Below are 22,909 nucleotides of genomic sequence, written 5' to 3'. Positions count from 1 at the left end.
TTTTCAGAGTTTTTATGGAAAAGAGCCGCCGCCTGCATCCAGGTATTAGTTGAATGCATTTTCTTCAAGCATATTCATGTGAGGTTTTTAAAGGTTTTTACAAAACAGCATCAGCATCCGCTTACGGAGCCTGAGCTGCTGGAAGCGTACCGCGCATCCGGCGACCTCAGACTGCTGGGGACTTTGTATGAACCTTATATGGACGCCGTTTTCGGGATTTGTTTCAAATATTTTAAAGATGATAACCGCTCAAAAGATGCAGTAATGCAGATTTTTGAGAAGCTTGTGAAAGATCTGCGGGTCCATGAAGTGCAGCATTTCAGCAGCTGGCTGCATTCGGTGACCAGGAACTACTGTTTAATGCAGCTGCGTTCGGCAAAAGTGTTTGTTCCAATAGCGGAGCATACGGAAGAGGCATTGGAGCAGCTGGCGGGAGTTGATTCCGGGGAGACGGATATGTTTGAGGAAAAGCAGCTGGTGTGGCTTGAAAAGTGTATTGCAACCTTGTCGCCCGAGCAAAAGCTGTCCGTAAACTTGTTTTATATGGAGAGCAAGTGTTACCGGGAAATTGCCTCAGAAACGGGGTTTGGTTTAGAGAAAGTGAAGAGCTATATCCAGAACGGGAAGCGGAACCTGAAAATATGTATGGAAAGAAATGGCTGAGTTTAATCAACGTTCCCCCATTAACCTGAAAGATTTTGTACGCTACCAGAGCGGCGCAATGTCTTTTGAGGAGCAGCATACTTTTGAGAAGCGGCTTCTCTCTGATCCTGCATTTGCGGAGGCTTATGAAGGATTTGCATTTCTCAACCCGACCTCTGCCCAAGCCGAAACGCTCCATGCAGAACTGGCTGCTAAGCTGGCAGCAAGAACTGCGGAGAATGGATCACGGAAGACCAGTTTATGGACTTACGCCTCCGCCGCCTCCATCATCATAACAGCTGGGATCCTGTGGATTGTTTTGACCAAAGACAACGTCGTCGAAACAGTAAGTAAAGGGCCTGCGCCTATTGAAAAGCCGGTAATCAAGCCCGCCGGCCCGGTGCCAGATGCAAACGTAAATGCAGCGCCGATTGCAGCAGCTCCCGAACTGCCCGGGAAAAAGCAGCGCCCCGCGCGGAGACAGGCTGAGCAACTTTCGGCGAAGCCAGAGCCGCTTGTCGCTGCTGCACCATCTTTAGATGAGAATATCAGCACTGATTCTGATTTTATTAAAGCCAGAGTGGCTGTGGTTGAACCTGTACCTTCCGCATTTTCTGCTCCTCCTTCTTCCATTCAGTCGCTGGGAAGAGCGGCTCCTGCGAAGCTGAGCAGGTCTTCGTCGCGGCTTGTTTCTGATGGTGCGGTGAGTGAACATTCCGATGCATTGTCAACTGATAAGCCGCAGCCAAAGGCAGGCTGGCAACAATACCTTTCCTACATTCAGCAAAATACACCCGCTTTTGAGGGGAGCGAAACGGTGATCGTCAGCTTCGTTGTAAAAGCCGACGGGACACTTGCTGATATTAAAGCCACCGGCAAATCATCCCTTCATTCTTCTGCTATCGAGGTTGTACGTAAAGGTCCGGCATGGACTCCGGCGAAGCAGAATGGCAGTCCGATCGACGCGACTGCTGAGGTAGCGATTTACTTCCACGCTTCCAAATAATCCGAACAGCCTCAACTGGTTACATTTTACGTAGAATTAATTTGCAAAATTTTTTCAAATTCTGCCGGGTATTTTTTGTGATGTAGTTCCCAGTGCATAATTTTACTACCTACTCTCTACAACTCATCTCTCTTTAACCATAATAGCTTGCTATTGTCCTGAATAACTTAGAATCAACCTAAACAATGAATAAGGACAGTAGGAATGAACAAAACCAGTGTAATACAATTGAACTTACTGTTTTGTTATGAAAAGTATTATGACTAAATCTACAAAATAATTCCATCTGATACTTAGGCATGAAGTCAACTAGTTTGAGCGCATACTTCGATGAATTCTGATGGTTTAACCAACACGTTTTTAGATCTATACCAGCATTTGATTCATTTTTTACATCACCATGGACATTAAAAGAAGTTTGTTGATCATCGACGACGAGCCGAGTATCACCAAAATATTAGAGCATTTTTTAAAGAAAGATTTTAACGTTATCATTAAAAGTGACGGTTCAGAGGGTATGCTTTGGCTGGAAGAAGGCAATCACGCCGATCTGATCATTGCGGACCTGCATATGCCCAACCTGAGCGGAAAGGAATTTTTGAAAGTGACCAAAGCGAGTAACCTCTACTCAGAGATACCCATCATCATCCTGTCCGGCTCCGACGAGAGCAGCGAGCGTATCCAGTGCCTGAACCTGGGAGCGGATGATTTTATGGTGAAACCATTTAACCCGATGGAGGTACACGCCAAGATCAATGCGATACTCCGCCGCGCCAAACGATACTCCTAATCAGTTTAGAAAAGATGGAAACTGCAAGCGAAATCCAGACGCCGGGCGCTGAGACGAAGTCTTACACAGCTCAGTTCAGGGTTATGTACCTGAACGTCGATTTTGATCATTACATTAATTTCACAGAACGCTTCGCCGACTCGCTGCAGGTAGAGTATTTCAGCAGCCGCGAGAACCTGCTTGCTGCACTCCAGGAAAATTTTCCGGCAGATGTGATCATAGCGCACGAGAACAGCGGCGGCATTGAGCTGCTCGATTATATCCGGAGCTCTGCCGGTTTTGGCAATATCCCGTTTGTACTCATGGTCGACAAGCTGACGCGCGCGTCCATCGAAACTGCACGTCAGAAGCACGCAGACGATATCTTCTCTGTCCGCTTCGACGATGGGGACCTGATCACCAGGATTAAGTACTTCAAGAAAAGACAGTGGTATGTTGCCAACAAGGCACTGCAGAAGATTGGCGACCAAAGTGCGCATACGCCCTTATGGAAGCGTAGTATTGATATCATCACCACAGGCACGGCTGTCCTTTTGCTGCTGCCGGTGTTCATTATCGTCGCCATCCTGATCCGCCTGGATTCGAAAGGGCCTGTTTTTTACAAATCCAAAAGGGTAGGGAGCGGTTACAAGATTTTCGACCTCTACAAGTTCCGCACCATGCGTACCGATGCAGACCAGCAGATCCGCAAAATGGCCGCATTGAGTATGTACAATAAATCGACGGAGCCGGTACAGCAGATGGAACACAGCGGGCTGTGCGCGGAGTGCCAGGCCGGAAACCAATGCAAAAGCATGCTGTTCCACGATGGTAAGGAAATCTGCGAAAAGCTGTACCACTTCCAGAAGGAGCAAAAAGCCGCATTTATGAAGTTCCAGAACGATCCGAGGATCACGCGGTTCGGCCAGTTCCTGCGCAATTCAAGTATCGACGAACTTCCACAGCTGATCAACATCCTGAAAGGCGATATGTCGCTGGTGGGCAACCGGCCGTTGCCGCTTTATGAGGCTGAAAAAATGACAACCGACGACAAGATTTTCCGTTTTGCAGGACCAGCCGGCTTAACGGGACTGTGGCAGGTTACCAAGAGAGGAAAAGGAAAAGCAGATATGTCGGAAGAGGAGAGGACGCAGCTTGACATTACTTATGCGAAGGAGTTTTCATTCAAAATGGATATGCAGATTATCCTAAAAACCTTCCCCGCACTTTTACAATCCGAAAACGTTTAGATACCTCCCCAATCCCCTCCTGACTACTACTCACTTAAATTCTCTCAATGAAATATTTCTGCTCACTATTAATTTTCCTGATCTCACTGGCTCCCGCAAAGGCACAAAATGCATTGTCGGACGAACTTTCCTTTCCCTACTTAGAGAAGCTGGTTGAGATCGCCAAAAAAAACTACCCTAAGTTGAAGCTATATCAGTCACGGGTTGACGCAGGCACTTACAATGCCAAAAAGTTGAAGCTTTCCTATTTTGAAATCCTTTCATTCTCCTATCTGTATAGCCCGGATCGGCTGGCGAGCTCCATAAACCCCAATTTTCTGAATGGATACCAGTTTGGTTTTTTCGTGAACATCGGCTCACTGCTGCAAAAGCCGGCTTTGATCAAGCAGGCCAAAAGCGAATTGCAGGCTGTTGAGCACGATCGCGACACATACATGCTGAACCTGGAAGCCGACGTGAAGCAGCGTTACATTGCATATGCGCAATACAAAGTGCTGCTGCGGATCAAGGCAGATGCATTGCACGATGTGGAAGCATTGGCCGAAGAGCTCAAATTCAAATACGAAAAGGGCGAAACCACGCTGGAAGAGTATAGTAAAGCGCTGGTGGTCATTTCGGACAGGCAGCAGGCCAAGGTATCGGCGGAGGCAGATGTGCTTATCTCTAAAAGCGCGCTGGAAGAATTATTGGGACAAAAATTGGAAGACATCAAATGACAGAGCTCTCGCAATTTCTGAGAATACTATATAAAAATAAGTTCGTACTGATCTTTGTTCCGCTGATCACAGTTGTGGCAGCGTACTTTTTGGTGAAAGCGCTTCCCGACCAGTTCAAATCGCACGGAAGCATTGCAACAGGCTTGGTTGACAAAACGGAGCAGGGTTTGATGAGCAGCGGCACTGAGCAGGATTTCGAGATTGCCAGGAAGTTTGACAACATCATACAAATGATGTCGCAAAAGAAGGTACTCGATCAGGTTTCTTATCAGTTACTGCTTCACGATCTGAAAGCGGCTGAGAAGGATGATTTCAGATCGGCTTCCAAAGACTTACAGGCACTGGACCAAAATGCCCGCGCCCAGGCTGTGAATGTGCTTACGCAAAAGTACAAGACACAACAGGAGCTCTCGCCAGCGGTTCCGCAGGAGAAGAAGTTGCTGGCTATTTTGAAGGACATGGGCTACGACGCCGAGTCTGTGCAGAAGAAGCTGACCATTTTCCGACTGTCCAACAGTGATTTTATAAACATTGAATACGAGTCGGACGATTCACAAATGGCATCGTTTGTGATCAATACGCTTAGCAGCGAGTTTATCAAAATGTACTCTGCCAGGCTGACGGATACTTACAACCGTACCATCAGCTTCCTTGCCGATTTTCTCGAACAAAAAAGAATGGCGCTCCGCGTTCAGATGAACGGATTGCGTGATTATAAGATCAAGAACCGGGTTTTGAACCTGGACGAACAGGCAAAAAGCTTGTACGGACAAATGGCGGAGTTTGAGCTGAGAAGAGAAGTTGCCAAGAAAGATGTGATTGCGTACGGTGTGGCGATCCGGAATATTGACAATCGATTCAGTGCGAATGATCGCAAATACTTCGAAAGTGCGGTTTCGGGCATTAACCAGAGCATTGTCGCCACAAAACAGCGGCTCCGCGCGTTGAATGAAGCTTATGTAAAAAGCAACTTTGACCCGAAATATAAAGCTGGGCTCGACTCGATCCAGACCAAATTGTCGGCACAGATTAACGAGTCTACTGACAGGTATGTGTACAGTCCGCTCTCGCTCAAGGAGAACCTGGTTACCCAAAAGCTGACCATGGAAGTGGAGCGGGACCTCGCGGCGAACAGTCTGGCAACTATTGAAGCAGAGCTGAAAACGCTGAACAACAAGTTCGACGGCCTGGTACCCAATGAAGCACGGGTGCAGGAGTTTGAAACTGCGATTGATATAGCAGGCCGCGAGTATATGGAAGCATTGCAAAAATATAACGATGCGCGGCTGGCGTCGAGCTTTCCTGCAACACTCAAAGTCGCGGAAAAAGCACTTCCAGGTGTAATACAGCCTTCTAAAAAGATCGTTTTGGTTATACTGTCAGGAGTGATCAGCTTCGCATTTTGCTTGTTTATCCTCTTTATCCTTTACTTTTTCGACTCATCGATCCGGTACCCGCAGCAGCTTGCCAATGCGACCGACCGGCCGGTGCTTGGTTTTGTTAATCAGCTCGGAGGTGGTTTCCGTATCAGTGAGTTGCAGAATGAGCATACGAGTGAGGGTAAAATCGAATTATTCAGGAACCTGATCCGCTCCATTCGCTTTGAGCTGGACAATGAATTTCCCGATCCAAAGATCCTTTCGATCACCAGCCTTTCGGAAGGAAGCGGAAAAACTTTGCTTACATTGAGCCTTGCGTGGGCATTTTCCAAGATCAACAAAAGGGTGTTGATTATTGATGGAAACTTCAATGCAGCTGATATCACGAAGCTTAATACAGGCTCGCGGTACCTGGAAGATTACCTTACCAAAGGAGACACGGTCACGACTGCTGCGCATGGTTCGATTTCGATCCTGGCCAATAAAGGTGGTGATGTTTCGCTCCTTGAACTCGCCGATGAAACGAGGATCAAGGAAGCACTGGCTACATTGAAAACACAATATGATACCATCCTGGTGGACGCAGGTTCACTCGTGTCGATGAACAAAGCCAAGGAATGGATCACATTCTCAGATGCGGTTGTGGCTGTTTTTGAAAGCGGACACAGTATTTCTTATGACGACCGTTCAAAAATCGAGTATCTGAAAGGTCTCAATGGAAAAATGGCTGGCTGGGTATTAACCGGCGCGCAGGATATTTTGAAACAATCGGGTAGGGTCTCCAAACACGTGGCGGAATGACAATAGTCTGGTTCTTATGGTGGTTATGCCAGATGGCGATCGGCTTTTACCTGATTTTTCCGGTATTGCTGCTGATGTTTAATCTGTTTACCAAAAAAGAAGAAGCAACCGGGAAACCTGAGAAACACCCCGAAGCAGATTACGCGCTGATTGTAGCGACCTATGAGCAAACCCAGCAGTTGCCGGATGTAATTGCTTCCATATCAAAACTTAACTATTCCAATTACCTGGTGTACGTGGTCGCTGACAAATGCGACGCGTCGGGATTGAACCTGGAAAGTGACAGGGTAATCGTATTGCACCCGCCGACTGTGCTGGCGAGCAATACGCGTTCTCACTTTTTTGCGATCAACCATTTCAGGAGAGCGCACGAGCGGCTTGTCATTATCGACAGCGATAATATCGTAGATCCGGAGCTGCTCAACGAGCTGGATGTTTGTTTCAATGACGGCTTCGTGGCGGTTCAGGGTGTACGTAAAGCAAAGAACCTCGACTCGGTTTATGCGTGTCTGGACGCTGCACGCGACATTTACTACCATTTTTATGATGGTCAACTGCTGTTTGAAGCGGGCTCGTCGGCGACACTTTCGGGTTCCGGAATGGCGTTTACGGTAGCGTTGTACAAAGAGGCGCTCGGCAATCTGGATATAGTGGGTGCGGGTTTTGACAAAATACTTCAAAAAGAAATCATCACACGGAAGCACCGCATTGCTTTTCGGGAAGAGGCTGTGGTGTGGGATGAAAAAACTTCTGAATCAACTCAGCTTGTTAACCAGCGCTCGCGCTGGATCAATACCTGGTTCAAGTATTTTAAGTTTGGATTTGATCTGATTTTCAGCGGAGTAAAGAACCTGAACTGGAACCAATTCCTTTTTGGGTTTGTGCTTTTGCGGCCGCCCCTTTTCATTTTTCTGATTATCTCAGTACTGTTCATGCTTGTGAATTTTTGGATTGATCCATTGATGAGTGCGTGGTGGCTGGCAGCTTTGCTCACTTTTGTGGCCGGGTTCCTTGTTCCGTTGTTTGACAGTTCGGTTGACAAACGCATTCTCCGCTCGCTTACTTCCATTCCGGTCTTCATGTATTATCAGGTGCTTTCGCTGCTTAAAGCCAGAAAAGCGAATAAGATTTCAGTTGCAACCAAGCACAATTACCGTAAAGCACCCTGATCAGTATGAAAGTATTCCCTTCTCAAAAAGCAAAAAAAAAATCGAACGATCCTGAACTCACACAACTTCAGACGCTCACGCGCACAATCGCGCTCATCATCGCATTTGCCAGCGTATTTGTTTTCTTTTTTAAGATCCTGTTTTTCTAATAGTTACCATATTGAAATACGAATTATCAGCTGAATCAGAGAGGCGCTCTATCCATTTGCCCATTATCGATAAGGTAAGTACGCCGGTCGGTATGGTGCTGCTGGCTTTGGCTGCGATCGGGTTGGGGCTTGCTACAATTTATGGTGGTATGGTCGCTGGCCTGATGGTGCTGGTGGCGATGGTAGCTATTCCGGCGGTGTATGCAGTGGTTGTTTACCCGATATTCGGTATTGTGGTGCTGCTGATCATGGGCTTTTTCCTCTTTTTTATCCTGCGGTTCGGTATCAATTTCCCGCTCGGAACGTTGATGGACGGACTGGAAGCACTGCTGATCGTCGGTTTTCTGATCAAGTTGAAACAAAAAGGAGACTGGAATATCAGTACATTCAAGAATCCGGTATCCATCATGATATTGGTATGGATCGGTTACAATCTGATCCAGGTGGCAAATCCCTGGGCTGAGTCCCGGCTGGCCTGGGTGTACACGGTGCGGTCTGTTGCGGCAGTTACGATCATGTATTTTGTTTTTGTATACTACCTCCGATCCGTCGAAGCAATTCGTATCGTGCTGAAAACCTGGCTGGTACTTGCAGTTTGTGGTGCAATATATGGTTTCAAGCAGGAATATATCGGCATCGCTCCGCAAGAGCTCGCCGACTTATGGAGCGATCCCATGCAGGTGAGCCTGTTGTATATCAATGGCGCGTGGAGAAAATATTCGATTTTTTCTGACCCGGTTTCTTTTTCTTACACCATGGTCGGCGCCAGTCTGATATGCGTCGCCTTATTGTCGGCCAGACAAAGCCTGGCCAAAAGGATTATCCTGGTTGTAATGATCGGGGCATTTCTTCTGGCGATGCTCTATTCCGGAACGCGGGGTGCTTATGTGCTGGTACCCGCTTCGCTGATACCGTTCGCATTACTGAATTTCAGTAAAAAGATCATGTTTGCTTCCTGCGTGGCGGCCGTTTTTATCATAATCCTGATCATTATCCCCACCTCAAATCCGACGATCGCGCGCTTTCAAACTGCATTCCGGCCTTCCGATGATGCATCTTTCAATGTAAGAAAGGCCAACCAGAAGAGAATACAACCTTACATTTTGACACACCCCATTGGCGGTGGATTGGGATCAACCGGTGCCTGGGGTGCACGATTTTCGCCGAATTCTTTCCTGGCAACTTTCCCGCCTGACAGCGGTTACATACGTGTGGCTGTCGAGCTGGGCTGGATCGGCTTACTGATCTTTTGTTTTTTAATGTATTCGGTATTAAAAATGGGGATCAATAACTTTTACCGCATTAAAAATCCGGAACTAAGAACCTATTGTCTCGCGATGACTTTGGTTATTTTCTCACTTAATATCGGCAACTTTCCGCAGGAAGCTTTGGTGCAATTTCCTAATAATATCCTTTTTTACATTGCAGCAGCTATTGTGCACACAACCTATCTGATTGATAAAAAGGAAACAGCAAAAAGTGTAAAGGGAAATTATTGATCAGATTTAAGAATTTCCAAACCTGCATTCGATTCCAATTCCAAATCTGCAAGCTGAATCGCAAGATCCGGGACAGTTTCATTTCTTTTCAAAGCTGATTCAATTTCCTTGTATTTGGCAGCGGTATTAAGTAGCCCGACTGAAAACAGAGAAGATCTGTATTTATGAATGGATTGTTTCAGCATGTCAAGATCACCTGCTTTGCAATTTGTTCTGATACTGTCAAGCTGGATAACAGTTTCAGATTCAAACATGCTGATCAATTCGCTTTTTAATTCGGCATCTCCGCCGGTAATTTCCTGCAGATAAGCAAAATCAATCAATGAGGTTTCGTCGTGTGAGTTGTTCATTGCGGGGTACATTTTTTCGAGGGGTTATTCATAAGTAAGTTGCTGATCTGTGATCAGCATTATTTACAAAGCTAACACTATTATAGCAATCTGCCAGAACACGTTGGCTTTTCCAACGAACATCCTCAGTTATTATTCGGCTCAGCCGTGAATAAAAAAGAAGTTGCCCGCCGGCAATGAATCCGAGATCTGCACCGGTTCTATTGATTCGGTATTTTCGTTAAAAACATAGGACTTATATCCGAAACCACCCAGGAGGGAAAATACTTGAGTGCGGTTATCATTTTGCCATAACTCGCAGTAAATCATAGGCTTGTTGTTCTCTAAAACTTTCAGCGACCCCTTAAATACTTCAAGTTCAAAGTTTTCTACATCGATCTTGATCGCATTGATATTTGTCTCGGTAGGGTAGAGATCGTCCAGCTTTTTCAATGGGACCTGGTATACAACCCCTTTTTCATTCGCTCCCTCTTCATATGCTTTGCTCAATCCCTGCATCCGAGAATTTCCGCGCTCTGGCATGATCATCTTCAAAGTTCCCGACTCACTTCCCAATGCAATATTGAACAGTTTTACATTTTTCAGTTTCAAATAACGGACAACCCTTTCCAATGCAGAAAAATTTTCAGAAATGGGTTCAAATGCGTGAACCTCTGCGTTGGGATGGTGCTTTGCGAGCGGCGCTGCGGTAATTCCAATGTTAGCACCGATATCCAGTATGATACCGTCCTTTTTAATCATTTTCAAAAAGTATAAAAATTCCCGTTCGTATTTTCCAGCCTCAATGGTTTTAATTGAGTATAAGGAAAATAGGAAGAGATAATTTTTAAAAGACAGTGTTTTTTGAAGCAGATATCGTATAAGATTTTTCATGGCAATTAATGTAATGTCAAGCTAGATCGTTGCTGATGATTTTTGGGTCGAGACTACCCTTTCTAAATTTAGCACTTTTAGCCCAAGTTTGCTAAACAGGATCTAATTCTTGTGTATTTTTACTGGTGGAAGGTAAGAGTTATGAACCCTTTTTCGGATCAGGAATTTCAACCATGTTAAACAAAATACTGAGTTTCTTTGTCTTGATCAAATACGGGAAATTACCCCCGGATCTTAGGTACTTTTATCGCCATACGTATACTTGCAAGTTGGTCCAGGTTAAGTATTTGTTAAAAGATTATATTTTCCGACCCAAATACAAAGAACTTTCATTCGAGGGCGAGTTTGCGTGTGAACTTCAATTTGTTCTCCCATTTGCATATTGGCATTATAAAAACGGTACACTTAAAAGTACAAGTGCCCCCAAGTACACCAAAGAACTCTATTTTTTTTCGCCACAACATACCGAAGAATTCGATATCAGAACGGAGCCGGGTAACAAGAACTTTGAAATGCCGCGCGTGCTCTACAGCCAGGATTATAATATGTCCAAGTGGCTGCCGGTACCACTGAAAGATGTTTATAAGAATGATATTTACATTTATGATAAGCCAATTGTAATTATAGCAAACCGCTATAATATGGAATGGGATGGCCCGCCGGTAAGCTTTTACAGCATCGAGCTTCTGGAATTTATAATTTCTTCACTTACAAGTAAGTATACCATTATTTACAATCGTCCCCGCCCCGAACAAATCACTATGGACAACAGCGAGGTGTATGATTTGAAGGAGTATGAGTGGCTTAAAATAAATCACCCTGAGGTTATCTTGATGGAAGATCTTTACAGAGAAAACGAGGGTAAGGCCAACAATTTCAATCACTTGCAGTTTATGGTATATGCCAATGCAAGCAAGTTTATATCCATTCATGGTGGAACTGCAACCCTGGCAAGTTACTTTGGAGGGACCAATCTGATCTTCTCCAGGAAGGGACCCGAGCATCATTTTAAGTGTTTTCAGAAGTTATATCCGCAATTCTCCGGAGCTAAGATCCTGCATGCAAAAACAGATGAAGAAGTCCGGAATTATGTAAATGAATTTTTTGTCTGAAAACGATTGGTGATGAAATTAGAGGGACAACAATTGATCATTTTTGGCTTGCCCCGGTTTGATTCAAAAATCGAATCGACGAATTATACAATCGCCAAAATGCTGGCTCGTGATAATCAGGTTTTTTATGTGGAACATCCGTTTACCATAAAGGATTATATGCGTCTCCGCAATGAGCCTGAGAATGAGAAACGTAAGGGATATCATGATGTGTTTGATGATAAAGTAATTGATACGGATAACCCTAATTTCAAGGTCATTATTCCGCCCGTTTTATTATCTATTAATTTTTTACCCGAGGGATTTTTATTCCGGTCTTTGCTGAAAGTTAACGAACTGCTGATCCGCGCCAAGCTTAAAAGGGTTATCAGGAAATACAATATCAAGGATTTCATTTTCATTAACTCCTTCAATTTCCATTATCCGGGCTTAATGGACGGGCTGCATCCGAAATTGGCCGCTTACCATTGTGTTGACCCGATCATTGTTCCATTTGATGCGCGTCACGGTCAAGTTTCTGAAAACCAGCTGCTTCGGAAAAGCGATATCGTATTTTGCACAGCCCGCCAGCTTTATAATCAAAGTAAAAAGCTGAATGCAAACACCTACTTTATCCCTAATGCAGCCGATGTAACCCACAGCCAGAAGGCGCTGGATCCAACATTGCCGGTCGCGTCCGTTTTGAAAGATATCAGGAAGCCCGTCATCGGTTATTTTGGAAACATCGAGCGACGCATGGACTATGTGATGCTGGAAGAAGTGATCAAAATGAATGCGGATAAAAGCTTCGTGTTCGTAGGACCGATGGATAAATCGTACATACCGGACTGGTTCTTCAATGCGCCTAATGTTCATTTCACAGGCAGCGTACCTTATTCTGAAATGCCAGCTGTGATCAAGGGATTTGATGTGGCGCTACTTCCGTTTAAGCGGGATGAAGTGAGTGCTACCATTTTCCCATTGAAGTTGTTTGAATACCTGGGTGCAGGTAAGCCGCTGGTTTCCATTAACTTCAATGATGATTTGAAGGAATTCACAAAGGATTCCGTCGCATTTTGTTCAAATGCAGCCGCATTCTCGGAAGCGATCAATGAAGCGTTGAAGACGGACAGTGAGGAAAAAAGACAGGCGCGAATTCAGGTTGCTGCGGATAATACCTGGGAAAAGCGGGTTGCGCAAATCTCAGAATTGCTATCCGCCGAACTCGCGAAAAAGTAATTCAGCTACAACTTTTCGATTTCTTTTGGTGCTTTTGAATGCAGGTTGAAGAGCAATCCTTTGATTTCTTTCACAACCCGCTTTGTAAAAAGACTTACAAAACTACCGTCCCTTTTCAAGGTCCGCGCGCCTGTCCAGGCACGTGAGCGGTTGGCTTTTACCTGCTTGATTTTTCCGTAACTCATTAATGCATAGGCGAGCCGGCCGTCTTCGCCACGCACGTTCTTCATTACAAAGCCGATTTTCAATGCTGGTTCACGAACAAATCCCATGCTGATCCCGTAGGTATTCAGGTAGGGGCGGTTCAAGTGACGATATTCTGCAATCAGGTCTTTCGCCGTTTCCAGTACCGAGAGCTGCCAGCGGGAATAACCCTCTTCGCTGATGAAAGAATATCTGCCGTAAACACATACCACTCCGGGTTGTGTGAGTACCTGCATCATATCGTCCATCCAGGAGCTGGGGTAAAAACAATCTGCATCTGCAAGGAGAATGTACTTGCCGCGTGCATTTTCGAGTCCGAGCTGGCGCGCCGGTCCAGGTCCCTGTATTTCCTGGAAAACTGTCCTAACGTGCAGGCTGTCAATGGTTTGCTGTGTTTTGTCTGTCGAATTATTATTGACAACCAGTATCTCGAATGGAAATTTCGTTGCCATATCCGAAAGCGTTGCCACGCAGCGAAGCAGGTTAACTTCTTCATTCCAGGCCGCAATCATCACGGTGACCAAAGGCTCCGCTGCTTTTTTCGAATCCAGCCGCTGGTTGATTTCAGCAAAAACCTGGTCGGGGATTTGGTCGAAAGCAGTGTAGGGGTAGTTATATTTTTCCAGCCAGTCCGGGTTTTGAAAAAATGACATTGAATGCGGCTTTAAGACAGTTAGCAGAAATCAGGTAAATCTTGGCTTAATATACTTGGCAAAAAACTCAGGGTAAAACTTAAATGCGTATATAAATGTATGAAGCAGGTTCACATGTAAAATGCGGTTCAGGATCGTTTGCGAGATAGCAAAATTGACAATGTTCGAGATCAATGTCGCATAAGCAGCACCCATTACGCCCATTCGTTTAATCAATATGTAATTGAGGACCAGGTTAATAACTGCACTGAGCAGCACCAGTGCAAATGTAATTTTCGGTTTGCCGATAGAATCAAGGATTGTACCGAACTGCCTGCCAAAAGGGATCAGAACACAGTATAAGACGGTTACTTTCAGGATCGGGATCGTCTCCGTGTATTTATCTCCTGCTATAAAGCTGACCACAAATTCAGGGAACAAAAACAGGAAAAGCAGGGCAGGAATCAGGATTGCGAGAATGGTACCTACCGATTTTTCATACAAATATTTAATCGCTGCTTCCCCCTCAGTGGCCAGTCGCCGGGCACTTTGCGGAAACACAATCACTGCAATTGCATTTGTGGGAATGTCGACCAGGTTCATAATACGGACTGCAATATTGAATGCGCCAGAAGCCGCAGGAGAGAGCAGCGAACCCAGCATCATTTGATCGATGGTACTTGAAAGAATGGAGCCAATGGAAGTCCCAAATGCGTATTTACCATAATTCAGCAGCTTTTTCACCCATTCTCCTGTGATTTTCAGCGTGAAATTAAGCAGGTCTTTGACGAAGAAATATTCGAGACAAATAGCCAGGAACAATGCAACTGCCTGCACATAGACCAGCTCAACAAGCCTGATTTTTACATTGAAAAAAAAGCAGAAAGCGAGAAAACAGAAGAAGACACCCGACTTCACGAAGTTGGTGATGAAGATTCCGTTGAAGCGGAAGTTGGCTTGTTCCATCCAGTGAAACTGCGACAGAATGCCGGAAAAAAGATATACAATACTATAAACCCAGAAGAGCGGCACAATATCGGGCGAGTTCCAGATCCTGCCCAGGTAGGTCGCCAGCATCAGGTTTACAAGGATACAAACCAGGGTCAAACCGCCACTCAATGCAAATGAGGCGGAGAGGATCTTGTCGTGCTCTTCGGGTTCGCTGAATGATAAATACTTGATCAATGCATTCTGTATCAGTCCGCTACGTACCATTTCGAAAATGGTGGTCGTCGCGGCAAAGAGTGTCCACACGCCGAATGAATGCTTGTCGAGCATCCGCACCATGAGGTAAAATCCGCCAAAGCCGAAAAGTACACCCGTGAGGTTTTGCAGTACATTGATAATGCCTGATTTAAGCCAGTACTTGTCGTTTCCCTTTTTCTCAGTAGCCATAAATACAGGCCGACACTAGGTCAGGTAATCGTAGTTGAATTTCAAATGCCGGTATAAATGCCGGGAAAGGGTGACGAATGGGTTCTCTGTTTCGCGCCAGTAATTTCTTTTAACCGTGCTGGGCTCGGCGGAGGAATTCACCTGATCGAAAAGCGTGGTGTATTCGTCGAAAAACAATGCCTTTCCTTTGTTTTTGAGGACAGACATCATCATCCGGTATTCGGTAACTTCCACTTTCAAACCCTCAGGATAGCGGCCAAAACGCTCAAAAAAGTTGCTCCTGCGCAGGTGCGGGTGATCGCTGTAATAGTAGAACTTCTTGTAGCCGGGATTCCAGATACTGAATACCATATCAGAAAACCCGCTTTTATAAGGTTTCAGATACGGATATTTGAAGTAGGCATAGAAGCGGACAAAATCGAGCTCTTTCCGTTCCTGCATAAACCCGAAGGCGCTTTTGAGCTTGTCCGGGAAAATCGCCTGCGGAACAAAATCCTCCTGCACGTACAGCGTGTAAGGTGTTTTGACTGCGTCCTGACCTTTGTTGATGTTGTTACCCAGCCCCCGGTTTTTCGGTGTAGTTACCAGCTCAAAAGTGTAGGTGTTTTTAAGCGAGTTGATGTAGGTAATGTGCTCGGGTTTACTGCCGTCATCGGAGACAACAATATTCCCGAACCGGCAGCCAAGATCCTCAAACGATTTCAGTAGCCTTTCCAGGGAAGTGCTTCTGTTGTAATGCGTGACGAGTAAAGTTATTTCATCGAAACTATGCATCTGAAAGTATTCTATTTGAGGTATCCCGATACGATTTTCCTTAATTTATTGTAAGCTTTTCTGCTTAGTCTCACCCAGTCAGGAACCGGCTTGTGGTCTTTCCAGGGAGTCATTCTCAGGTATTTGTAAAACTCGTCCTTATAGGCAGGGTTGCAATTGTAGGATTGGAAAATGGGCTTGATATCGAGGTAGTGGATCAGCCACGGATCTTTGATTTCCAGCACAGCGAATGTATTCCAGCGCTGGTCGAGCACCACCCATTTATTTACCAAAACCACATTCAAACCGTACTGGTCGGGGAAGCTGGCAGAGGCAATATTGTCGTAAATGCATTGGATAACCTTGTTGGAAATATCCTGCGCGCGCCACTGGATCGGGTCCACGAGCAGCATACCTGCATTGAAATAAGGGGTTTGCGGATCAAAGCCGAGTTCTTTGTAATTGGGAACACCGCCCCATTCACTGCTCACTACTTTGGCCAGATCAGGTACTGCCGCGAACATTTTATCCTGCAAGTCGGTGTGCCACAGTTTTGAAATATCCTCTTTCAAAATCATATCCACGTCCAGGTACAGGAAACGTTCGGTTTCCTTCGGGATAATGTAGGGAGCAAAAAGCCGGAGGTAAGTAGTGATCGGGAATGCCGATTTATCTACCGGGATTTTCACATTCGGCGGGATCACGCTAGCAGTTTTATGCCAGTACATTGTCGTTACTGCCGGGTTGCTGGATGCAAGGATCTTCTTCTTGCTGGACTCAGAAATGCCGTCGTCGATGATGTACAGATCAATTTTCTCGTGCGTTTTGTGATTCATCTCGATGGATTTGATCAACGCGCCAAGCAGAATTGCATAGTGGTTATCGGTTGCAACGACGATCGTGATTTTGTCTTTAATGCTCATACATTAGATATTAAACTGGCGAACAATTAGGGTGTTTTCAATTCAGGTTCCTTGCTGTTTTTATTGACCCGGGCTTTTGGCTTGTACGCAAACCGCATTTCAATATGCTTGTAGGTCCAGGCGGAGAAAAAGTAGATGATGAGAAAGTTGAGTATGAAGAGATAGGAGTACGCGGTTTCGGGAAATTTCAGAACGCGTATGAATGCGACATTGAAAAGGCTGATCATCAATGCGTGGCACATGTAAATCGAGTAGGAGTACTTGCCCAGGTTATGCAGTATGCCCACGCTTTTGAGCATTCCTGACAATGCGCCTTTTTCAAATGCGAAAATGTAAATGCAAATGAAGAAAAGCACTTCATAAACAAGCCCGATCTCCTTCAAGGCAGCTCCTGCGCAGATCATCGTGATAATTGCAGCAACAGCCAAAACTTCCAACACGGAAAACAGGGGAGAAGAAAGGCGGGATACAGTATCGTAGCTGAGCCTGAAAACATTCACGCAGATCGCCCCCAGAAAAAAGCCGATAATCCCTCTCAGGAAACCGTAATCGAATGTAAAGTCTATTTTGAAGCTGTTCTGGACTGAGATGAGTGCAATGGTTGCGAGCAGTACAATGGCGGCGTAGAACCAGTTTTTGATTTTTTGTAAACCCATTACAAAGACAGCCAGCGTTAGGAATGCAAACACAATGTAAGCAACCATTTCAGCGCTGATCGACCAGCTGGGTATGTTCCAGCTCACATCTTTCGGGTCAAAAAGCGGGGTTGAATTGAGGAGGAACAGTGAGGTAATGAAGGTGTAAATGTTATTGTCGGGATCTGCCGGATTGTTCACCTTCACATAGGCTGTCATGGATTTTTTTGCAAACTCGATGGCGACAAAAGTGAGCAGCATGAATAAATGCAGCGGATAGATCCTGAAAAAGCGCTTTTTAAGGAACAGTTTTACTTCTCCACCTGATGAAATAGCCTGGTAGCTGTACGCGATCACAAACCCGCTGAGCACGAAGAAGAAGTCAACGAACATATCTGAATTTTCGACGAAGCTGTTGTTGATGATCGGCGTGGCTGCAAAAGGGCTCAAATGGAACAGAAATACCATCGACGCGAACAATCCCCGGAAAATATCAAGTACCTCAAACCGATGCTTCATTGCCGTCTGGTTTCAAATTAAAGATGCACCTAAAAGTATTCGTCCCTGTTTGTGACTCGTATTCGTATTCAAATGCGTCCGAAGCTTTTGTCAGGATCAGCAATCCGAAATGTTCGGTCGTCAATTCTGAAATCATCGGGTTACCGCTGCTTTCCATTTCTTCCACTGAAAAAACAGCCCGCGTGGTGCTCGGTGCACTCAGCCGGAGTGATTCAATCCCGTTCTGGTATATTTCGAATTCCACCGGCGGCGTAATGCTTTCCAGCGGCCACGAAACCTTTTTTCCGCCATTTTCCAGCTTAATCGCAAGTGGCAGGCCTTTATCCGCCTTTTCCAGCACAAGCTTCTTCTGATCATTCACGATCAATACTGCGCATTCAGGCACGCCCGAATGTTTGATCGCGTTCGTCAGCAATTCCGTCATTACCCATTTAAACCTCGACCTGACATCTTCCGTCAGATCATTCGTTAGCACTCTACTCTGCTCCACATAGTCCATACAGCTATTCAACATGTCTGAAATCTCCTGCAGGTCGCATCTGAACACCTTCTCAAACTTGTTGCGCGTTTCCATCATCCTTTACCGAAGCGTTTCCAATGCAGTTTGATGGTCTTTATAAATCTTGAAAACCTTATCCATTCTAATCAGTGTCAATAAGTTATGTACATCCGGTTTAAGGGATACTAGGTATATATCGATATTCCGGGGCAATGCATATTTAAGGGCTACAACGAGGCTTCCCAGGAAGGAGCTATCGATGTAATTGACGTTTTCAAAACTCACGATGATCAGCTTGGCACCATTTACCATCAGGCTGATCATTTCTTCCTTAAACAGTTCCGAGTTTGACAAGTTGGCTTCTTCCGGCAGGATTGTAACCTGAATGACGCCGTCTACTTCATTGGTATGTAATATCATTTTAGCTTATAATTTTTCAATAAAAATAATGCTGGCATCGTCCATCTGATTCGTATCGTCGATGATTGCCAAAACGTACTTTCGGATGAGCTCAAAGCTCTGTGCCTGACCGAGATAAGGGCTTATTTTTTCAACAAAAAATGGATAGTCGCTCTTCTTTGAATTGTTGGAAGGGATATCGATCATCCCGTCTGTAAAAATGGCAAGCTGGTCTCCCAACTGCATTTGAATGGACTGTTTATCGTACAAACCTTCTTCCAGCAAGCCCAGCAGCAGCCCGGAGGATTGTACTGTGTCAATGCGCCGGGTAGATGCCTTAAAGCCGATCAGCGGAAGGTCTCCTGCGCCGGTATAATGCACTTCGCCGGTGTGGCTGTCGAGCAGCAGCAGTGAAAGGCTGGAAAGAATGTTTTGCAGACTTTCATCCAGGCAGATTAGTTTATTGATCTTTTGAACAATCTGGTCGAGCTCAAAATCTTTGTCCAACACGCAAAAACGGATCGCAGCACGGATATAGCTCAGGAAGCCGAAGGTGAAAAACCACGCTTTCCATTTCTTACCCATGATATCGCCCAGGAATGCGAAACAGTACCGCTCGTCCACCTGGACAAAGTCGATAAAATCGCCGCCGGGATAGCCTCTGAACCCTTTATGCCAGAAATGTACCCTAAAACCGGGCAACTCGGGCTCGCGCACCGGGATGGATTTTACATTCAATGCATCCGCCGCGATCTTCAACTCACGCACCGAACGCACATGCTCATTTTGGAGCGACTTAATGATGTTGTTCAACTTGGAAATAATCACCGGGATTGGCGTTTCCTTATTGATAAAATCAAGCGCGTACATATTCAAACCTTCGAGTACCAGTGAATTATCGGTAAATGAGGTAAGGAAAACGAAAGGTATCTCGTTGATTTTCGGGTTCATCAAAACGGCTTGCCTGAAATGAAACCCGTTCATTTCGGGCATGTCGTAGTCGGAGATAATGAGGTCCGGGATTTCATTCGCCAGGAAATCAAGCGCGCGTTCCGCTGATTCGCAAACGGCACATTCATAACCGGCTTTCCGCAATGCAGATTCTATTACCCTGCCAAACAGCAGACTATCTTCCACCAGAAGGATCTTCTTAACACTTGTCGGCGGATCCGGGAACGTGATCATTTCTTGCTGAAGTTTAAAACAATCAGGAGAACTCCTCCAAATATGATCATCAGCGAAACCAGATCCATGATCGTTACGCCGTCATTGATATTGAAATAAAAAACGGTGGCAATTTCAAAGCTGGGCGGGGCCGGCATGATGATCATAGCAAATCCTGTGGTGATCAGTAAAAATCCTAGAATCAGCATTACGACAGTCTGCAATCCCTTCCGGGCCGGACTGCTGCCTATAATCCTGTTATCGACCGGGTTTTCTGCCAGCAGCTTTTCCAGACCTTCCAGCAGGTCCTCGCGTGACAGCGTATCCTGATCCAGCGCTTCGTAGGGCGCCAGCCTTTTTCTCGCGGCTTCTGCCATTCGGAAAGCCTCCGAAATGCGCTCCTCAAATTCTTGCGCCTGCCCGCTATCCACATTGGCGTGACCAATCAGGCGAACTATTTCGTCAACCTTCGCTTCTAAAAGCGCATTTTCCGGTACCTTTTTGGAGGGAATGCTAATCGGCCTGATTTCCAGCAGACGAGGAATTTTCACTTGATTGACGCGGATTTTGGATAAAGGAGGTTCGGTATTGCAATTACTTGCATTTGCTCAACAAAACCTGCGGTCTGAAACAACAATTTGTTAAAGCTATATTTTTATTATTACTTTTGAAATAGTTCTACAAAACAACAAAAATATTCCCTCTTTCCGAACACTTTCCCGCAGTCATTTTTAGAATGAAAACAGTTTCCATTGTGACGGTTAATTTTAACCAGCCTCAGGTTACCGAAGATCTGCTCAGATCACTTGAAGAGGTTAATAATTATCCTGACCTGGAAATCATTGTGGTTGATAACGGAAGCACAATAGACCCGGTACCTGCCTGGAAGCCACGCTATCCGCACGTGAAATTTATCCGCTCTGAAAAGAACACCGGATTTGCAGGAGGGAACAATATCGGGATTGCACAAGCGACAGGTAACTACCTGTTTTTGATCAATAATGACACCGAGGTTACGCCGGATCTGATCAGAAAGCTCGTCGCTCAGCTGGAAGAGAATCCGAGAATCGGAATGATCTCTCCGAAGATCAACTACTTTGATCACCCGAAAATGCTGCAGTACACCGGCTATACCCCCATGAATTATTATACTGCCCGAAATGCTTGCATTGGCCAGTTTGAAGAGGATAGGGGACAGTACGATTCGCTCAGCGGAGAAACCGGCTATGCGCACGGCGCGGCCATGATGGTGCGGCGCGAAGCAATTGAAAAGGCCGGTTTAATGGCGGAAAATTACTTTCTGTACTATGAAGAGCTGGACTGGTGCGAGCGCATCAGGAAGGCGGGCTATGAAATTCATGTAGACTTATCTGCATTGATCTACCACAAAGAGTCCGTTTCAGTCGGAAAGAGAACTGCATTGAAAGAGTTTTTCATGAACCGCAACCGGATTCTCTTCATCCGAAAAAATGCACCCGGACTTACCTTCTTCATTTTCTGTTGCTACTTTCTCCTTACAGTTGCCCCGCGAAATATCTTCAAATACATCAAAAACAAAGAGTACAGCTTTATTCCCGTGTTTCTGAGTGCAATTGCCTGGCATTTCACTAACAAGGCGGACAGCAACAACCTGGGTTTTAATTTGAAACGTTAACATATGGAACTCCTCTTCTGGCTCAGCCTTTTCGTCGTTTTTTACACGTTTCTTGGCTACGGGATCGTGCTGTACATTCTGGTAAGACTGCGCAGGATTATCAAAGGAAACCGGCCAATACCCGGTTTCGATCAGGACTTTCCGACATTGACGCTGATCATTGCTGCGTACAACGAAGAGAGCATCATTGAAGAGAAGATCGCCAATACCTTACAGCTGTCATACCCCGCAGACAAACTGAGCCTGGTGTTCGTTACAGATGGTTCGTCGGATCGTACGCCGGAACTGGTAGCCGCTTACGACCAGATCAAGCTGATGCATACACCGGTGAGAAGCGGTAAAATCCTGGCCATGCACCGGGCAATGAAGGAGGTGAATTCCGAGGTAGTTGTTTTTACCGATGCAAATACTTTCCTCAACAAAGACGCATTGATGCTGATCGCAAGGCACTATGCCGACCCGACTGTAGGCGCAGTGTCCGGCGAAAAACGCGTACAGCAGGAAGAAGTTTCGGATGCAACTGCCGGGGAAGGCTTTTACTGGAAGTACGAATCGACATTGAAGAAATGGGATTCAGAGCTTTATTCGGTCGTCGGGGCGGCAGGAGAATTGTTCAGCGTGCGGAATTCCCTTTACACGGATGTGGAGCCCGATACTATTCTCGATGATTTTATGATTTCAATGCGCATTGCCCAGCAAGGTTACCGCATTATCTACGAGCCTGCTGCCTACGCTTCGGAGCTTTCGTCGGAAGATATCAAGGAGGAGCTGAAACGAAAAGTGCGCATTGCTGCGGGCGGGATACAATCCATTCTGCGGCTCAAAAAACTGCTGAACCCGTTTCATTCGCCCCTGCTGTCATTTCAGTACATCAGTCACCGCGTACTCAGGTGGACAGTCACACCTTTTCTGATGATCCTTTCATTTGTACTTAACATCTGGATCGTTGCCGATGGAGGCGGGTGGTTTTACAGCCTGATCCTTGCCGGGCAGGTTTTCTTCTACGGCGCGGCACTGCTGGGCTGGTTGCTCGAAAAGCGGAAAATCAAGGTGAAAGCCTTGTTCGTTCCTTACTATTTCTGCGTGATGAATTATGCGGTATTGGCAGGAATACGGCGGTATATCAAAGGCTCACAAAGCGCGGCCTGGGATAAGTCCCGCCGGAAAAGCGCAACTGCTACTTACTAGTCTTTGCCCGT

Annotated in this window: 24 protein-coding genes; 13 read left to right on the top strand and 11 right to left on the bottom strand. The window is 45.7% G+C overall.

The features are described 5' to 3' along the window. Window positions 1–78 precede the first annotated feature (78 nt). The 9 genes from ASG33_RS20810 (at window position 79) to ASG33_RS20775 (ending at window position 9,380) form a co-directional block, all read left to right on the top strand. Window positions 79–663, top strand: a complete 585-nt coding sequence (locus ASG33_RS20810) for an RNA polymerase sigma factor (protein WP_056290011.1) — start codon at window positions 79–81, stop codon at window positions 661–663. Continuing rightward, complete coding sequence (locus ASG33_RS20805) at window positions 656–1,648, top strand: energy transducer TonB (protein ID WP_082489342.1); 993 nt, start codon at window positions 656–658, stop codon at window positions 1,646–1,648. Before ASG33_RS20810 ends, ASG33_RS20805 begins: the two co-directional genes overlap by 8 nt. Before the next feature lie 400 nt (window positions 1,649–2,048). After that, window positions 2,049–2,438: a response regulator transcription factor gene (locus ASG33_RS20800; RefSeq protein ID WP_056290003.1), complete on the top strand. Its 390-nt coding sequence runs from the start codon at window positions 2,049–2,051 to the stop codon at window positions 2,436–2,438. A 14-nt stretch (window positions 2,439–2,452) separates the two neighbouring features. After that, window positions 2,453–3,667, top strand: a complete 1,215-nt coding sequence (locus tag ASG33_RS20795) for a sugar transferase (RefSeq protein ID WP_056290000.1) — start codon at window positions 2,453–2,455, stop codon at window positions 3,665–3,667. A gap of 47 nt (window positions 3,668–3,714) precedes the next feature. Beyond that, window positions 3,715–4,383, top strand: coding sequence for a TolC family protein (locus ASG33_RS20790; RefSeq protein WP_056289996.1), 669 nt, complete (start codon window positions 3,715–3,717; stop codon window positions 4,381–4,383). Then, complete coding sequence (locus ASG33_RS20785) at window positions 4,380–6,563, top strand: AAA family ATPase (protein ID WP_056289992.1); 2,184 nt, start codon at window positions 4,380–4,382, stop codon at window positions 6,561–6,563. Before ASG33_RS20790 ends, ASG33_RS20785 begins: the two co-directional genes overlap by 4 nt. Next, window positions 6,560–7,732 carry a glycosyltransferase gene (locus ASG33_RS20780; RefSeq protein ID WP_056289989.1) on the top strand — a complete coding sequence of 391 codons (1,173 nt, stop codon included), beginning with the start codon at window positions 6,560–6,562 and terminating at the stop codon, window positions 7,730–7,732. Before ASG33_RS20785 ends, ASG33_RS20780 begins: the two co-directional genes overlap by 4 nt. Before the next feature lie 5 nt (window positions 7,733–7,737). Then, window positions 7,738–7,881 carry a hypothetical protein gene (locus ASG33_RS25985; RefSeq protein ID WP_200942827.1) on the top strand — a complete coding sequence of 48 codons (144 nt, stop codon included), beginning with the start codon at window positions 7,738–7,740 and terminating at the stop codon, window positions 7,879–7,881. 11 nt (window positions 7,882–7,892) lie between these two features. After that, entirely contained in the window at window positions 7,893–9,380 is a 1,488-nt protein-coding gene (locus tag ASG33_RS20775; protein ID WP_200942824.1) for an O-antigen ligase, read from the top strand. Here the strand turns inward: ASG33_RS20775 and ASG33_RS20770 are convergent. Together ASG33_RS20770 and ASG33_RS20765 are read right to left on the bottom strand one after the other, a co-directional pair. Then, entirely contained in the window at window positions 9,374–9,730 is a 357-nt protein-coding gene (locus ASG33_RS20770) for an Hpt domain-containing protein (RefSeq protein WP_162242765.1), read from the bottom strand. The genes ASG33_RS20775 and ASG33_RS20770 overlap by 7 nt on opposite strands. 141 nt (window positions 9,731–9,871) lie before the next feature. Next, on the bottom strand, window positions 9,872–10,471 hold the full coding sequence (locus ASG33_RS20765; RefSeq protein WP_162242764.1) for an FkbM family methyltransferase: 600 nt from the start codon (window positions 10,469–10,471) through the stop codon (window positions 9,872–9,874). A 419-nt stretch (window positions 10,472–10,890) separates the two neighbouring features. On the opposite strand from ASG33_RS20765, the gene ASG33_RS20760 reads away from it, so the two are divergent. Together ASG33_RS20760 and ASG33_RS20755 are read left to right on the top strand one after the other, a co-directional pair. After that, window positions 10,891–11,715, top strand: coding sequence for a hypothetical protein (locus ASG33_RS20760; RefSeq protein ID WP_229238764.1), 825 nt, complete (start codon window positions 10,891–10,893; stop codon window positions 11,713–11,715). Window positions 11,716–11,727: 12 nt separating this feature from the next. Further along, entirely contained in the window at window positions 11,728–12,933 is a 1,206-nt protein-coding gene (locus tag ASG33_RS20755; RefSeq protein ID WP_056289976.1) for a glycosyltransferase, read from the top strand. Between the two features lie 5 nt (window positions 12,934–12,938). Here ASG33_RS20755 and ASG33_RS20750 read toward each other — a convergent pair whose 3' ends face one another. Genes ASG33_RS20750 through ASG33_RS20710 form a run of 9 tightly spaced genes read right to left on the bottom strand, consistent with a single transcriptional unit; the run spans window position 12,939 to window position 20,607 of the window. Then, the gene (locus tag ASG33_RS20750; protein WP_056289975.1) at window positions 12,939–13,790 is read right to left on the bottom strand and encodes a glycosyltransferase family 2 protein; all 852 of its coding nucleotides are present in this window, start codon (window positions 13,788–13,790) and stop codon (window positions 12,939–12,941) included. A 30-nt stretch (window positions 13,791–13,820) separates the two neighbouring features. Then, window positions 13,821–15,164 carry a flippase gene (locus ASG33_RS20745; RefSeq protein WP_056289971.1) on the bottom strand — a complete coding sequence of 448 codons (1,344 nt, stop codon included), beginning with the start codon at window positions 15,162–15,164 and terminating at the stop codon, window positions 13,821–13,823. 15 nt (window positions 15,165–15,179) lie between these two features. Next, a complete protein-coding gene (locus ASG33_RS20740) occupies window positions 15,180–15,938 on the bottom strand; it encodes a glycosyltransferase (RefSeq protein ID WP_056289968.1) in 759 nt (252 codons plus the stop codon). A gap of 11 nt (window positions 15,939–15,949) precedes the next feature. Continuing rightward, window positions 15,950–16,840: a glycosyltransferase family 8 protein gene (locus ASG33_RS20735; protein WP_056289965.1), complete on the bottom strand. Its 891-nt coding sequence runs from the start codon at window positions 16,838–16,840 to the stop codon at window positions 15,950–15,952. 26 nt (window positions 16,841–16,866) lie between these two features. Beyond that, window positions 16,867–17,994, bottom strand: a complete 1,128-nt coding sequence (locus ASG33_RS20730; protein WP_056289962.1) for an acyltransferase — start codon at window positions 17,992–17,994, stop codon at window positions 16,867–16,869. Further along, entirely contained in the window at window positions 17,978–18,571 is a 594-nt protein-coding gene (locus ASG33_RS20725; protein WP_056289959.1) for a hypothetical protein, read from the bottom strand. The genes ASG33_RS20730 and ASG33_RS20725 overlap by 17 nt, the downstream gene beginning before the upstream one ends. A gap of 3 nt (window positions 18,572–18,574) precedes the next feature. Then, window positions 18,575–18,913: an STAS domain-containing protein gene (locus ASG33_RS20720; protein ID WP_056289956.1), complete on the bottom strand. Its 339-nt coding sequence runs from the start codon at window positions 18,911–18,913 to the stop codon at window positions 18,575–18,577. 6 nt (window positions 18,914–18,919) lie between these two features. After that, entirely contained in the window at window positions 18,920–20,077 is a 1,158-nt protein-coding gene (locus ASG33_RS20715) for a response regulator (protein WP_056289952.1), read from the bottom strand. Then, window positions 20,074–20,607: a hypothetical protein gene (locus ASG33_RS20710; protein WP_056289949.1), complete on the bottom strand. Its 534-nt coding sequence runs from the start codon at window positions 20,605–20,607 to the stop codon at window positions 20,074–20,076. Before ASG33_RS20710 ends, ASG33_RS20715 begins: the two co-directional genes overlap by 4 nt. 185 nt (window positions 20,608–20,792) lie before the next feature. On the opposite strand from ASG33_RS20710, the gene ASG33_RS20705 reads away from it, so the two are divergent. Together ASG33_RS20705 and ASG33_RS20700 are read left to right on the top strand one after the other, a co-directional pair. Further along, window positions 20,793–21,710, top strand: a complete 918-nt coding sequence (locus tag ASG33_RS20705) for a glycosyltransferase family 2 protein (RefSeq protein WP_056289948.1) — start codon at window positions 20,793–20,795, stop codon at window positions 21,708–21,710. 3 nt (window positions 21,711–21,713) lie between these two features. Next, window positions 21,714–22,898 (top strand): glycosyltransferase family 2 protein, encoded by a 1,185-nt coding sequence (locus ASG33_RS20700; protein ID WP_056289944.1) that lies wholly within the window; start codon window positions 21,714–21,716, stop codon window positions 22,896–22,898. Window positions 22,899–22,909: the final 11 nt, after the last annotated feature.

Origin of the sequence: Dyadobacter sp. Leaf189 (assembly GCF_001424405.1) — a bacterium.
Taxonomy (GTDB): domain Bacteria; phylum Bacteroidota; class Bacteroidia; order Cytophagales; family Spirosomataceae; genus Dyadobacter.
Note: the sequence above shows the minus strand (reverse complement) of the source record. Positions and strands in the feature narration are given on the sequence as shown.